Below are 12,768 nucleotides of genomic sequence, written 5' to 3'. Positions count from 1 at the left end.
GGGCCCGGGGGGGAACTTCCCCCGGCCTACTGACCGGGCCGCCGCTCCGGTGCCCGTGCCGCCACCAGCGCCCGGCGGATTTCAGCCTCGGCGTCGCCCAGCGCCTTCGTCGCGGCCTGCCGCCTCTCCCGCCCTTCATGGGCAATGCGAAGGCTGTCCTCGATTGTCGCGACCAGCGCGGCATTCGCGGTCTGCACGGCGTCCAGATCCACCACCCCGCGCTCAATCTCGGTCCGAGCCTCGGCATTCGCGCGGCGCAGGCCCTGGGCGTTGGCGGTGAGCAACTCGTTGGTCAGGTCGGTCGCGGCGCGCACAGCGTCTCCCGCCTCGCGCATGCGCTGAAGTGCCAGCGCCTGGGCCAGCTGCGTGCGCCAGAGCGGTACCGTATTGGCCAGCACCGAATGGATGCGTCCGGCCAGCGCCTTGTCGTTCTCCTGGATCAGCCGAATCGAGGGCAATGCCTGCATGGCGATCTGGCGTGTCAGGCGCAGGTCATGGATGCGGCGGTCCAGCTCCTCGCGGGCGGCGCGCAGGTCGCGCAGGCGTTGCGGAGCGAGCGGGTCGCGGCCGACCTCCGCCTCCCACTCGGCGGCGGGAACCGCCTCCTTGTCGGTGCGGGCCAGGACGGCCTCACCGGCGGCGATGTGCTCGGCCAAGGCATGGAACCACTGCAGCGTGCCGTCATAGAGGCGCTCCAGCCGCTCCACGTCCTCCATCAGCCGCGTGCGGTGCGCGTCCAGCTTGTCGCCGATCGTCTCCACCTGGGCCCGCACGCCCTCGTAGCGCTGCAGGATGGCGGTGGTCTCGGCGCCGGCGCGGGTGAAAAGGCGGGCGATGAGGCCGGGCTTGGCATCCAGCTTCGTCACGTCAAAGCCGCGCAGAGTGGAGAGCAGGTTGGACAGCGAGCTGCCCGCCTCCCCCACCGCGTCGTTGCGCGCGGCGCCTAGCATGGCATCCGCGGCCGCGGCGGCGCGGCCCTGCGCCTCCTGCCCGAAGCGGGTGATGCTTCCGGGGTCGTTCAGGTCGATCCGGCTAGCGAGTTCCGTCACGCGCTCCGGCGCGGGCTGCAGCGTATCGCGGCTCACGCGATGCCCTCCTGGTGCAGGCGGTCCTGCAGGACCTTCACCTGGATTGCCAGCGCCTCGGTCTCTGCGCCGCGCAGGTCCTCGGCGGATTGGCGGGCGGCTCGGGCGAGGTCGTCCACCAGCACCGGCAAGGCCTCGGGCGGCGTGGCACCCTGGGCCAGGCGAGCGCCGATCCGCTCCAACCCGTCCACGCCCACGGCCAGGACACGTCGCGCCTGCCCAGCGGCGTCGGGGCGCAGCGCCAGCTCGTCCAGCAGACCACCCATGGCGTCGGCGGCAGGCAAAAGGCGGGGATCGGCGCCGCGAAGGGCGGCGATGCGGGCTCGCATCGGGTCGAGCGGACCCGGCGGGGGCGGGGCCGGGCGCGGCGGCGGGGGCGCCGCCTCGGTCACGCCCTCATAGAGCAGCCGGGCACCGCCCCAGGCCATGAGGCCGAGCACGACCGCGCCGATTGCCCCTGTGCCACCGGCAAAGCCGGCTGCCAGTCCCGTGCCGACGCCGAGCAGAACCGATGCCCGGCGGGCATCGCCGCTGCGGGCGCGGGCGAGGCGCGACATGGCCAAGCCCACCCCGGCAAGTCCTGCGATGCAGCCGCCGATCAAGCGTCCCTCCCCGCTGGCCAGTGCCAGGAAGAAGGCCGGGACCAATGGAATGGCGAAGAGGGCAATGGGCACGCCTCGCAGCCCCGTCCACCAGCGAGGCAGGCGGTCATGCCCGCGATAGGGGCTTCGGGCGGCGCTCAATCAAAGAGCTCCAGCAGGACGTGCACGAAGGACAGCATCCCGGTGAAGCCAAGCCCTGCCGCGAGGAGCGCGAGACCGGTCAGGCGCCTGACCGGGGCAGGCCAGGCGATGGCAGTCGGGGAAACCGAAGGAGGGGCACGATTCATGGCGGCAGACAGATCGCCCCGCGATGCCCCCTCTTCAAGCGTCCGGCTACAGCTTCACCTTCAGCAGTCTCCCCACCTCGCCGACGATGCCCGCCCTGAAGGCAAGGACGCAGAGGACGAAGATGACCCCCTGGATGATCGTCACCCAGGCACCGAAGGGCGCCAGATAGGTCTGCATCCCGACCACGGCCGCAGCCCCCAGCACCGGGCCGAACAGCGTGCCCAGGCCGCCGAGCAGGGTCATCAGCACCACCTCGCCCGACATGGACCAGTGGACATCGGTCAGCGTCGCGATGCCGACGGTGATCGCCTTGGCGCCGCCCGCCACCCCCGCGATCCCGGCCGAGAGGACGAAGGCCACCAGCTTGTAGTCATCCGTGCGGTAGCCGAGCGAGGTCGCGCGCGGCTCGTTCTCCCGGATGGCGGTGAGCACCTGCCCGAAGGGCGAGTGGATGATCCGGTGGATCAGCAGGAAGCCCGCCAGGAACAGGCCGGCGATGAACCAGTACAGGGTCATGTCCGTCGAAAGGTCCACGATCCCCAGCAGCCGACCGCGCGGGATGGACTGGATGCCGTCCTCGCCATGGGTAAAAGGCGCCTGGAGGCAGAAGAAATAGACCATCTGGGCCAGCGCCAGGGTGATCATGGCGAAGTAGATGCCGGCGCGGCGGATAGCGATCCAGCCGAAAACCAGCCCGAGCCCTGCGCCCACGGCGCCGCCGAGCAGGATGGAAAGCTCCGGTGTCAGCCCCCAGACCTTCACCGCATGGGCGGCGATGTAGCTGCCCATGCCGAAATAGGCGGCGTGGCCGAAGGAGAGCAACCCGACATAGCCGATGAGCAGGTTGAACGCGCAGGCGAAGAGGGCGAAGCAAAGCAGCTTCATCAGGAATTGCGGGTAGAGAAAGAAGGGGCAGACAACGAGCGCCGCCACCAGGACGAGGAGGGCGATGCCTTGGGCGCGACTGAAGCCCAGGAACCCCGTGCGGGGCGCCGCCGGCGGCAGGGCAGCGGGGGTCAGGTCGGGCGAGGCGGTGGTGGCGGACGCCATGGGTCAGGCCCTTCCGAACAGGCCGGCGGGGCGTGCGAGCAGCACGATCGCCATGATGACGAAGATCACGGTAGCCGAGGCCTCCGGGTAGATCACCCGGGTCAGCCCCTCGACGAGGCCGAGGCCGAAGCCGGTGATGATGGAGCCGAGGATCGAGCCCATGCCGCCGATCACGACAACGGCGAAGACCGTGATGATGAAGTTTGACCCCATACCCGGGTTCACCGAGTAGATCGGCGCCGCCAGCACGCCCGCGAGCGCAGCAAGGCCGACGCCGGCCGCATAGGTAAGCGTGATCATGCGCGGCACGTTCACGCCGAAGGCCTGCACCAATGGCGCATTCTCGGTCGCCGCCCGCAGATAGGCGCCAAGCCGGGTTTTCTCGATGACCAGCCAGGTGGCGATGCAAACGGCGAAGGCCGCGACCACGACCCAGACGCGGTATTTCGGCAGAAGCATGAAGCCGAGATCGATCGGCGCGCCGGTCAGGGCCGCCGGCGGTGCATAGGGCAGGCCGGAAGCGCCGAACTGGTTCCTGAACAGCCCCTCGATGATCAGCGCGAGCCCGAAGGTCAGCAGCAGGCCGTAGAGGTGATCAAGCTTATAGAGCCGCGAGATCATGGTGCGTTCGAGCACCACGCCAAAGGCCCCGACGATCAGGGGTGAGAGAATGAGCGCCCCCCAATAGGGAATGCCCGCCCAGTTCAGCAGCATCCAGGCCACGAAGGCGCCCATCATGAACTGGGCACCATGGGCGAAGTTGATGACGTTCAGCATGCCGAAGATGACGGCAAGACCCAGCGAGAGCAGCGCGTAGAAGGCGCCATTGACCAGCCCCAGCACGATCTGCGGCGCCGACATCTCAAGCTGGAAGAGGAGTTCCTCGAACAAGGCGGGTCACCCGGCAATCTGGCGGGGAGGCAAGCCGCCTCCCCGCGTTTCGGTTCAGGTACGGACGAGCGAGCAGCCGCCATCCGCCATCGGGCGCCAGGCCTCCTCGACCGGCACGGTGCGCAGGAGCTTGTAGTAGTCCCACGCGCCCTTGCTCTCGCCGGGGGTCTTCACCTCGAACAGGAAGGAGGGATGCAGCTTGCGGCCGTCCTGGCGGATGGAGCCGGCACCGAAAGCATCGTCATCCGTCGGCATGGCCTTCATGCGGGCCACCGTCTCGGCGCCGCTCGCGCGCGCCTGGGCGGCGCCCATATCGGCCACCGCCTTCAGGTAGTGCAGCGCCGCGCTGTAGCAGCCCGCCTGCCACATGGTCGGCATGGCGCCACCCATCGTGCCCTTCACCTTGTTGGCGAGGTTGCGCGTACGGTCGTTGAGATCCCAGTAGTAGGTCTCGCTCAGCACAAGGCCCTGGGCGGTGTTGAGGCCGAGGCTGTGCACGTCGCTCGCGATCATCAGCAGCACGGCCAGCTTCTGGCGGCGCGTGAGGCCGAACTCAGCCGCCTGTTTCACACAGTTGATCGTGTCGACACCCGCATTGGCGAGGCCGACGACCTTCGCGCGCGACTGCTGCGCCTGGAGCAGGAAGGAGGAGAAGTCGGTGGTGCCCGGGAAGGGATGCCGGACGGAACCGAGGACGCGGCCACCGTTCTTGCCGATCACCGCGGAGGTGTCACGCTCCAGCGCGTGGCCGAAAGCGTAGTCGGCCGTGATGAAGAACCAGGTATCACCGCCCGACTTCGCCATGGCGCCGCCGGTGGAATTCGCGAGCTGCCAGGTGTCGTAGGTCCAGTGGATCGTGTTGGCGTTGCAGGCGGAGCCAGTAAGGTCGGCGGTCGCGCCCGTGCTGTTCAGCATGATGGAGTTCTTCTCCTTCACCACGCTGTTCACGGCCAGCGCGCAGGAGGAGGTGGCGACGTCGATGATGACGTTCACGCCGTCGCGGTCGATCCACTGGCGGGCGATGGTGGAGGCGACGTCGGGCTTGTTCTGATGGTCGCCCTGCAGCACCTCCACGTTGATGCCGCGGCCCGTGACGCCGCTGTCCTGCACGGCCTGCCGCACGCAGGCCACAGAGCCGGGACCGGCGCCGTCACGATAGGTGCCGGACATGTCGGTCAGAACGCCGATCTTGATCGTGTTGTTCGACTGGGCGCGGGCGCTGTTCCAGGGAAGCATGCCGAGCGCGGGCAGCGCAGCGGCGCCACCCAGGATGGTGCGGCGGTCGAGGGTCATCTCTGTTACGTCTCCCGTTATGTTCTGTTCTGCTTCGCGCGGTGGCCCATCCTGGGCCTCTCGCGCCTAGACGCCGAGATAGGCGTGCAGCCGATCCATGCTGCCCGCCATCTCATCGTTCCGGACGGAATCGACCACGCGGCCGTGCTCCATCACATAGTGGCGGTCGGCGACCGTCTGGGCGAAGCGGAAGTTCTGCTCCACCAGCAGCACGGTGAAGCCGCGCTGCTTGATCTCGCGGATCATGACGCCGATCTGCTGCACGATGACGGGCGCCAGACCCTCGGTCGGCTCATCCAGCAGCAGCAGCGGCGCGCCGGTGCGAAGAATCCGGGCGATGGCAAGCATTTGCTGCTCGCCGCCCGAGAGCTTCGTGCCCTGGCTGCGGGCGCGTTCCTTCAGGTTGGGGAAGAGCGCGTGGATGGTCGGGATGTCGAGCCCGCCATCGCGCACACGCGGCGGAAGCATCAGGTTCTCGGTCACGTCGAGGCTCGCGAAGATGCCGCGCTCCTCCGGGCAGTAGCCAATGCCCGCGCGGCCGATCTGGTCCGGGCTCATCCGGATCGTCTCGCGTCCCTCGAAGGTCACCGATCCCGAGCGCCGGCCGGTGAGACCCATGATTGAGCGAAGCGTGCTGGTCTTGCCCGCACCGTTGCGGCCGAGCAGCGTCACCACCTCGCCAGGCCGGATGTCGAGCGAGACGCCGTGCAGCACATGGCTCTCGCCGTACCAGGCGTGCAGGTCGCGGATGGCCAGCAGGGCGTCGGTGCTCACCTCGGGCATGGCGGGCGGCAGGGCGTCAGGCATGCGCCGTCACCTCGTCCTGGGCCGTGGCGCCGGAGACGCCGGGGTCGCTGCCGAGATAAGCCGCGATGACGGCCGGGTTGCGCGAGACCTCGGCATAGGGGCCTTCCGCCAGCACCTTGCCGCGGGTGAGCACGGTGATGGTGTCGCAGAGACCTTCGACCACCTTCAGGTTGTGCTCCACCATCAGCACGGTGCGCCCCTGCGCCACGCGGCGGACGAGGGCAACGATCCGGTCCACATCCTCATGCGTCATGCCAGCGGTGGGTTCGTCCAGCAGCATGAGGGTGGGCTCGAGGGCGAGAGTGGTGGCGATTTCCAGCGCGCGCTTGCGGCCATAGGGCAGCGTGCCGGCGGAGGCCTGGGCATAGCTGGTTAGGCCGACATCCTCGAGCAGCGCCATGGCGCGGTCATCGTAGCGGCGCAGGACCGAATCGCTGCGCCAGAAATCGTAGCTGCCGCCCCGCTCGCGTTGCAGCGCCACGCGGACGTTCTCCAGCACCGTGAGATGCGGGAAGACGGCGGAGATCTGGAAGGACCGCACCAGGCCGAGCCGCGCGACCTCGGCTGGCTTCATGCGGGTGATATCCCGCCCGTCGTAGCGAATTACTCCGCGCGAGGGCTGCATGAACTTGGTCAGCAGGTTGAAGCAAGTGGTCTTGCCCGCGCCGTTAGGCCCGATCAGCCCGTGGATCGTGCCCCGCCGGACGCGCAGGTTCACATCTGAGACCGCGACGAAGCCGCGGAACTCCTTCGTCAAACCCTCGGTCTCGAGGATGTGTTCCTGCACTCGGTACGCCCCATTTCCCTGTTGCCGTCTTCGCGGCTGCAACGGAACCATGCCGGGCCGGGGTGAGCCGTGCAAGCGGATTGCGGCTGCGCCATAAATCGCTCCGTCTGCCCCCGAAATGAAGGGCGCGTGCCGAGCAGGCGTGTATGGTTCGGTCAATGAAGGCCTCTGCTGCTCCCGTATCCCGGGCGACAGCGGTCCGCTCCGGATATCAGCCGGGCGGGACCTACCCGCCGTGACGCTTGCAGGAGCCATCCTCGCCGCGCTCGGCGGCACGGTGATTCTGTTCTGGCTTCTGGCCAACCTTGTCTTCCTGCGGCGGGCGAAGCCTGCAGAAATCCATTGCCGCGGGCCCGTGGTGCTGCTCCTGCCACTGGCAGGCGCACCACCGGACTTGCCGGCTCTGCTGCAAGCCCTGGCCAGGCAGAGCCTACAGCCCGTCCGCATGATCGTGGCCGTGGAGGAGGGTGACGAGAAGGCGATGCTGGCCGCGATGTCCGTGCCCCTTCCCTTTCCGCTCGAAATCGTCACGGCGGCGCCAGTCGCCCATCGCGGCCAGAAATGCTCCAACCTCCTGGCGGGGCTGGCGCTCCTCACCCCCGAGGAGCCTGTGGTGGTCCTGCTCGACGCCGATATCCGCCCGCCATCCTGGTGGCTTTCCACCCTCGCCTCCCTCGTGCTGGAGGGTACGGCCGACCTCGTCACCGGCTATCGCTGGCTGCAACCGGGCCGGGGCGTTTGGACGCATTTCGTCGCTTGGCTGGACCGCTCGGTCGTGGCGCTGCCGCGGGTGCGCTGAATGCCGGTGGCCTGGGGCGGGTCCCTCGCCCTCGGCCCCGCGGCGCTGGCGGGGGGAGCCGCCGCAGCGGCGCTGGAGCGCACGCTGTCGGATGATCTCTCGCTTGCCGAGATGGCCCGCCGACGCGGCCTACGCCTGCTGACTCGGCGTATCCTGCTGCTGCCCACGCCGCTCGAAAACTCGGCGCGTGCCATGGCCAGTTTCACGCTGCGGCAGCACCGGATCCTGCACCTGTACAGGCCGGCCCTGTGGTGGGCGGGCGCTGTGGCGAGCCAGGTGATGTCGCTCCTCTGGCTCTGGCTCGCCCTGTTGCAGCCGCTCTGGCTGCCGCTACTACCGGCCTGGGGAGCGCTTCGCTGGGCCATGCACGACCGGATCGCGTTCCGCCTGGGGGAAGCGGATCCGGCACGGACCCGAATTGCCCAGCTTCTGCTTGCCGTCTCGCCCCTGCCCGACTTCCTGAGTTGCGCGTTCCACTGGGCCAGCCTGGTTCCACGGCGGATCGACTGGGAGCACGTCTCCTATGACGTGACCGGGCCTGAGAACGTGCGCGTGCTCCGGCGGAGCGCGCCATGACACCACCGCCCTGCCCGGTCACGGGCGACAACAGTCCGGTCATGGTGCAGCGCCTGACGCGCGGCCTGCTGCACGCCATGTAGCGCTACTGGCACGGGGTGGAGCCTACTCCGCTGGGGCGGAGTGGGCCGGCCATAGCCCTTTGGCGCGCGGACTGCGACGTGATGTTCTTCCACCCGCCAATTGCCGGCGACAGCGCCTTCTACCAGCGCTTCTACGCGAAGCTTGGCATGCTGGAAGGTCCGACACCTCGGGCCTTGGAACGGCCCGAGTTGGTCGAGGCCGCGCGGCATGTTCGCCCGGGTGAACGCGTGCTCGATGTCGGCGCCGGGCGAGGCGGCTGGAAACCTTGCTGCCGGCAGGCGCGCACTGGCAGGGGCTGGACCCGCACCTGCCGGAGGAGGTGCCGGGTATCCTGCGCGAGACGGTGGAGGTGCATGCAGCCCGGCATGCCGGGCAGTACGATGTCGTCTGCGCCTTCCAGGTGCTCGAGCATGTCGAGGATCCGCGCGCCTTCGCCGAGGCGATGGCGGCCTGCCTGAAGCTGGGCGGACGGCTGGTGCTCTGCGTCCCGCTCTGGCCCTCGCCGCTCACCGAGATCCCGAACTTGCCGCTGAATGCGCCGCCACATCACCTGAGCTGGTGGACCACCGGCGCGCTCCGCCGTTTGGCGGAAGTGCTCGGCCTCGAGGTTCTGCGCGCCGAGACGCTCCCCCCTCCCCGCCACACCGCTGCGCTGATGTGGCTTCACCACCTGCTCGTCCGGCGCACCGAAAGAGACCTGTATTTCGCGCATCGCTGGGACTGGTGGGCGTCACTGGCTACGGCGGGGCTTGTGGTGCGGCCCTTGCTGGCCTGGCGGCGCGCGCCGCTTCCGCCGGGGGCACGATCGATCGACGCCTTCCTGGTCGCGGTGAAACCAGGGGGGGTGAGATGGGCGCGATGTTGATTTAGGGAGGCCGCCGCAGCTGGCGCAGTCGGGCCTAGCTGATGTGCGCGGAAAAAATGGTCGGAGCGGCGGGATTCGAACCCACGACCCCTTGTCCCCCAGACAAGTGCGCTACCAGACTGCGCCACGCTCCGATGCGGCGGGGTCTAGCACCCGTCCGCCGGGGCCTCAACCCCGGTCGGACCGGTTTCGCCAGCCGCCCTTCAGCGCGGCGCCGAGAGCGCCTTCAACTCGGCGGAGATCGCCTCCAGCTCCGCCAGGCAGGCGCGCAGTTCGGAGCCCTCGTTAGCGACCTCTTGCGGCACCTCATAGGCCTCGCCCGCCGCCTCGACGGCCTCCAGCCCACCCTCACGTAACAGGCGCTGCACGCCCTTGATCGTGTAGCCCTGAGTGTAAAGCAGGTCGCCGATGCGGCGCAGAAGGGTGATGTCCTCGGGTCGGTAGTAGCGGCGGCCGCCACCTCGCTTCAGCGGCTTGAGCTGGGGGAACTTTGTCTCCCAGAAGCGCAGCACGTGCTGGGGAATATGAAGGTCCTCCGCGACCTCGCTGATGGTGCGGAAGGCGTTGGGGGACTTGCGGCGGGCCGTGGCCTCGGGCCCGGCTTCGCCCAGCCCTCCCTCGCTCATGTCGGAGGGCAGGTTCGGGGTGATTTCGCCAAGCACGCTCATGCCGCTCATCGCGCTCCTGCTCTACCCTTGCCCGTTCCGGCCGTGCTCATCCTAGCCCACCCGCTGCCCGGTCAATCCTCGGCCCGCGGCGGCGTCTCGCCGTTGATCCGGGCCTTCAGTACCTGACTCGCGCGGAAGGAGAGGACGCGCCGCGGTGTGATCGGCACTTCGACGCCCGTCTTGGGATTGCGCCCGATCCGCTGCGCCTTCTGCCGCACCGCGAAGGTGCCAAAGGCCGAAAGCTTCACAGCCTCGCCGGCCTGCAACGTGGCGGAGATGCGGTTCAGCACGTCCTCAAGCAGTGCGGCACTCTCGTTCCTCGAGAGGCCCACCTGCATGTAGATCGCCTCAGCCAACTGGGCACGGGTAATGGTGTTCACGCGGCCATGCCCCTCTGCCCCAGCCCGGGCCAAATCCCGGCCTCGAAAGCAGTTGGATTGGACCGCTGGGGCGATGCCCCGTCAATCGACTCACGGCGAAAGTGTGGACTCCGGCACGCAGTGTTGCCGAAATGCCGAGATGAGTCGCGCGACCGTCAGAAGCGCGCGAGCGCCGCACCCCAGGTAAGCCCGCCGCCAATGGCTTCCATCAACACGAGATCACCGGCACCGATCCGGCCGTCCCGGGTCGCTTCAGCAAGTGCAAGCGGTATCGAAGCGGCAGAGGTGTTTGCGTGGCGATCCACAGTCACAACCACGCGCTCAGGCGGCAGGCCCAACTTGCGGCCCATGGCGTCGATAATCCGGAGATTGGCCTGGTGCGGCACCAGCCACTGCACGTCGGACTGGACGAGACCATTCGCCGCGAGCGCCTCGTCCACCGCCGAGGCAAGCTTGGAGACGGCGTGGCGGAACACCTCGCGGCCGGCCATGCGGACCATCCCGCCCTCCACCTGCAGGATGTCGCCGTGGCGGCCATCGGAATGCAGATGGGTGGAGAGGATGCCCTTCTCGCCGGGATCCTCGCTGGCCCGCATCAGCACGGCACCCGCACCGTCGCCGAACAGCACGCAGGTGCCGCGGTCGGTCCAATCAAGGATGCGGGTAAAGGCCTCGGCGCCGATGACCAGCGCACTGCGGCACTGACCGGCGCGCAGCATCGAGTCGGCGACGCCTACGGCATAGATGAAGCCGGTACAGGCTGCCGAGATGTCGAAGGAGAAGCCCTGCCGGATGCCCAGCTTCTCCTGCACACGCGTGGCGGTAGAGGGAAAAGCCGAGTCGGGTGTCGCGGTCGCCAGGATGATGGCATCTACTTCGGATGCATCCGCGCTCGCCTGAGCCAGGGCTTCGCGCGCGGCGGCTGCGGCCATGTCGGCCGTGGTCTCACCCGGGGCTGCCATGTGGCGCCGACGGATGCCCGTCCGCTCGCTGATCCAGCTGTCGGAAGTGTCGAGCCCGTAGGCGGCAGCCAGCTCGTCATTGGTGAGGCTGCGCGCCGGCAGATACCCGCCGGTGCCCGCTATGATGGAACGGATCATCAGCTGGCCGAGGCCTGCTGCGCCACGGCCTGCTTCTGGCCGAGTAGGGCCACACCCGTCCGGATGCGGTCGTTGAAGCCGTGCGTTACCATGTCCATCGCCACATCCACGGCATGGGCGAAGCCGAGCGCGTCGGTGCCGCCATGGCTCTTCACCACCACCCCGTTCAATCCGATCAGCACGGCGCCGTTATAGCGCCGCGGGTCCATCCACTGCCGCAACCGGTCCAGCGCGGGCCGGGCCAGCAGGTAGCCGATGCGCGCCGGCAACGAGGAATTGAAGACCTGGCGCAGGAGGCTGCCAACGAGCTTCAGCGCCCCCTCCCCGGTCTTCAGCGCGACGTTGCCGGTGAAGCCGTCCGTCACCACCACGTCCACCGTGCCGGCGGTGATGTCATGCCCTTCGACGAAGCCGTGAAAGTTCGCTCCCACATGGCTTTCGCGCAGGACCTCGGCCGCTTGGCGGATTCGCTCGTCACCCTTCAGCTCCTCGGAGCCGACATTGAGCAGGCCAATCGTGGGGGCGGTGAGGCCGAGCACAGCGCGGGCGAAGGCGTCGCCCATGATGGCAAACTCCACGAGGTTGCGGACCTCGTAGGTGATGTTGGCACCGAGATCGAGCAGCACGACATCGCCGCGCGCGGAGGGACCGATCGCGGCCAGTGCCGGACGGTCGATCTCGGGCATGGTGCGGAGCACGATCTTCGCCAGCGCCATCAGCGCGCCGGTGTTGCCGGCGGAGACCACGCCTTCCGCCTCCCCGGCTGCGACCGCGTCGATCGCAAGGCGCATGGACGCGCGGCGCAGACGCAGGGCTGCCGTCGGCTTCATGTCGCCGGGAATGTAGTCGGGGGCGTGGCGAATGGTGCAGAGCGCGGCAGCGCGCGGCCGTGTGGCGAGGCCGGCCGTCAACCGTGCCTCATCGCCAACCAGCAGAAACCGGGCACCTTTATGGCGCTCGGCAGCCTGCTCCAGCCCGTCGAGCACGGCATCAGGGGCATGGTCGCCCCCCATGGCATCGACCGCGAGGGCGAAGCGCTCCGCCGGTCCCACAGCGCCAGACCCGGCGGCCCCAACTTCAGCCAACCCGGATGCGGCCAATTCCGGCGCTCCTCACTGTCTCGGCCTCGACTGTCCTGGACGGGAACCCCGCCGCGGACGGCGGGGTGGACCGAATCAGGCGCGGACGGCGCCCTTCAGCGGCTTACCGGCAGCAACGACCTCACGGCCGTCGTAAAAGCCGCAGGACACGCAGATGTTGTGCGGGCGACGCAGCTCGCCGCAGTTCGGGCAGTCGGCATGAGCCTCCCGCGGGAGGGCCTCATGGCTACGCCGCATGCCGCGGCGGGAGGGCGATACTTTGCGCTTCGGGACGGCCATCGGTGCCGGGCCTTTCTAGTTGCAACACGTCACGCGAACGGACGGGAGTCTCGGGAGGCGCGCGCCTTACCACCCGCCATCATCAGGGGCAAGGCTTACGGCGCCCTGCCCCCC

14 protein-coding genes, 1 tRNA gene and 1 pseudogene are annotated in these 12,768 nt (G+C 68.7%); 3 read left to right on the top strand and 13 right to left on the bottom strand.

From position 1 onward, the window contains the following. Positions 1-26: 26 nt before the first annotated feature. The 7 genes from ACVBD7_RS06355 to ACVBD7_RS06325 all read right to left on the bottom strand — a co-directional run bounded on the left by ACVBD7_RS06355 (position 27) and on the right by ACVBD7_RS06325 (position 6,803). Complete coding sequence (locus tag ACVBD7_RS06355) at positions 27-1,085, bottom strand: toxic anion resistance protein (RefSeq protein ID WP_458096654.1); 1,059 nt, start codon at positions 1,083-1,085, stop codon at positions 27-29. Next, positions 1,082-1,828, bottom strand: a complete 747-nt coding sequence (locus ACVBD7_RS06350; RefSeq protein ID WP_458096653.1) for a hypothetical protein — start codon at positions 1,826-1,828, stop codon at positions 1,082-1,084. The genes ACVBD7_RS06355 and ACVBD7_RS06350 overlap by 4 nt, the downstream gene beginning before the upstream one ends. A 192-nt stretch (positions 1,829-2,020) precedes the next feature. Continuing rightward, on the bottom strand, positions 2,021-3,025 hold the full coding sequence (locus ACVBD7_RS06345) for a branched-chain amino acid ABC transporter permease (protein WP_458096652.1): 1,005 nt from the start codon (positions 3,023-3,025) through the stop codon (positions 2,021-2,023). Between the two features lie 3 nt (positions 3,026-3,028). Continuing rightward, positions 3,029-3,916 (bottom strand): branched-chain amino acid ABC transporter permease, encoded by an 888-nt coding sequence (locus ACVBD7_RS06340; RefSeq protein WP_458096651.1) that lies wholly within the window; start codon positions 3,914-3,916, stop codon positions 3,029-3,031. 54 nt (positions 3,917-3,970) lie between these two features. Further along, positions 3,971-5,209 carry an ABC transporter substrate-binding protein gene (locus tag ACVBD7_RS06335; RefSeq protein WP_458096650.1) on the bottom strand — a complete coding sequence of 413 codons (1,239 nt, stop codon included), beginning with the start codon at positions 5,207-5,209 and terminating at the stop codon, positions 3,971-3,973. A 66-nt stretch (positions 5,210-5,275) separates the two neighbouring features. Next, positions 5,276-5,992: an ABC transporter ATP-binding protein gene (locus tag ACVBD7_RS06330; RefSeq protein WP_458097648.1), complete on the bottom strand. Its 717-nt coding sequence runs from the start codon at positions 5,990-5,992 to the stop codon at positions 5,276-5,278. 16 nt (positions 5,993-6,008) lie between these two features. After that, entirely contained in the window at positions 6,009-6,803 is a 795-nt protein-coding gene (locus tag ACVBD7_RS06325) for an ABC transporter ATP-binding protein (protein ID WP_458096649.1), read from the bottom strand. Positions 6,804-7,038: 235 nt separating this feature from the next. Between ACVBD7_RS06325 and ACVBD7_RS06320 the strand changes: the two genes are divergently transcribed. The 3 genes from ACVBD7_RS06320 (at position 7,039) to ACVBD7_RS06310 (ending at position 9,127) form a co-directional block, all read left to right on the top strand. After that, positions 7,039-7,602, top strand: a complete 564-nt coding sequence (locus ACVBD7_RS06320; protein ID WP_458096648.1) for a glycosyltransferase — start codon at positions 7,039-7,041, stop codon at positions 7,600-7,602. Beyond that, complete coding sequence (locus ACVBD7_RS06315; RefSeq protein WP_458096647.1) at positions 7,603-8,178, top strand: hypothetical protein; 576 nt, start codon at positions 7,603-7,605, stop codon at positions 8,176-8,178. A gap of 349 nt (positions 8,179-8,527) precedes the next feature. Further along, on the top strand, positions 8,528-9,127 hold the full coding sequence (locus ACVBD7_RS06310; RefSeq protein WP_458096646.1) for a class I SAM-dependent methyltransferase: 600 nt from the start codon (positions 8,528-8,530) through the stop codon (positions 9,125-9,127). 57 nt (positions 9,128-9,184) lie between these two features. Here the strand turns inward: ACVBD7_RS06310 and ACVBD7_RS06305 are convergent. From ACVBD7_RS06305 to rpmF, 6 genes and pseudogenes are all read right to left on the bottom strand, one after another. Next, positions 9,185-9,261: transfer RNA gene (locus ACVBD7_RS06305), tRNA-Pro, on the bottom strand. Positions 9,262-9,438: 177 nt separating this feature from the next. After that, positions 9,439-9,753: pseudogene (locus ACVBD7_RS06300) on the bottom strand (MerR family transcriptional regulator); the annotation flags it as partial. Positions 9,754-9,866: 113 nt separating this feature from the next. Next, positions 9,867-10,175 (bottom strand): integration host factor subunit alpha, encoded by a 309-nt coding sequence (locus ACVBD7_RS06295; protein WP_458096645.1) that lies wholly within the window; start codon positions 10,173-10,175, stop codon positions 9,867-9,869. A gap of 155 nt (positions 10,176-10,330) precedes the next feature. Further along, the gene (locus ACVBD7_RS06290) at positions 10,331-11,275 is read right to left on the bottom strand and encodes a beta-ketoacyl-ACP synthase III (protein ID WP_458096644.1); all 945 of its coding nucleotides are present in this window, start codon (positions 11,273-11,275) and stop codon (positions 10,331-10,333) included. Beyond that, the gene (plsX, locus tag ACVBD7_RS06285) at positions 11,275-12,288 is read right to left on the bottom strand and encodes a phosphate acyltransferase PlsX (RefSeq protein ID WP_458097647.1); all 1,014 of its coding nucleotides are present in this window, start codon (positions 12,286-12,288) and stop codon (positions 11,275-11,277) included. The genes ACVBD7_RS06290 and plsX overlap by 1 nt, the downstream gene beginning before the upstream one ends. A gap of 162 nt (positions 12,289-12,450) precedes the next feature. After that, on the bottom strand, positions 12,451-12,654 hold the full coding sequence (gene rpmF, locus ACVBD7_RS06280) for a 50S ribosomal protein L32 (protein WP_424139500.1): 204 nt from the start codon (positions 12,652-12,654) through the stop codon (positions 12,451-12,453). Positions 12,655-12,768 lie beyond the last annotated feature (114 nt).

This window comes from Roseomonas sp. WA12, from assembly GCF_054165765.1.
Note: the sequence above shows the minus strand (reverse complement) of the source record. Positions and strands in the feature narration are given on the sequence as shown.

What these genes read in the sequence shown, in the direction of transcription:
- ACVBD7_RS06345 (WP_458096652.1), bottom strand. Translation starts at nt 3,025, where the DNA reads ATGGCGTCCGCCACCACCGCCTCGCCCGACCTGACCCCCGCTGCCCTG.
- ACVBD7_RS06335 (WP_458096650.1), bottom strand. Translation starts at nt 5,209, where the DNA reads ATGACCCTCGACCGCCGCACCATCCTGGGTGGCGCCGCTGCGCTGCCC.
- ACVBD7_RS06330 (WP_458097648.1), bottom strand. Translation starts at nt 5,992, where the DNA reads ATGCCCGAGGTGAGCACCGACGCCCTGCTGGCCATCCGCGACCTGCAC.
- ACVBD7_RS06315 (WP_458096647.1), top strand. Translation starts at nt 7,603, where the DNA reads ATGCCGGTGGCCTGGGGCGGGTCCCTCGCCCTCGGCCCCGCGGCGCTG.
- ACVBD7_RS06290 (WP_458096644.1), bottom strand. Translation starts at nt 11,275, where the DNA reads ATGATCCGTTCCATCATAGCGGGCACCGGCGGGTATCTGCCGGCGCGC.
- plsX (WP_458097647.1), bottom strand. Translation starts at nt 12,288, where the DNA reads ATGGGGGGCGACCATGCCCCTGATGCCGTGCTCGACGGGCTGGAGCAG.
- rpmF (WP_424139500.1), bottom strand. Translation starts at nt 12,654, where the DNA reads ATGGCCGTCCCGAAGCGCAAAGTATCGCCCTCCCGCCGCGGCATGCGG.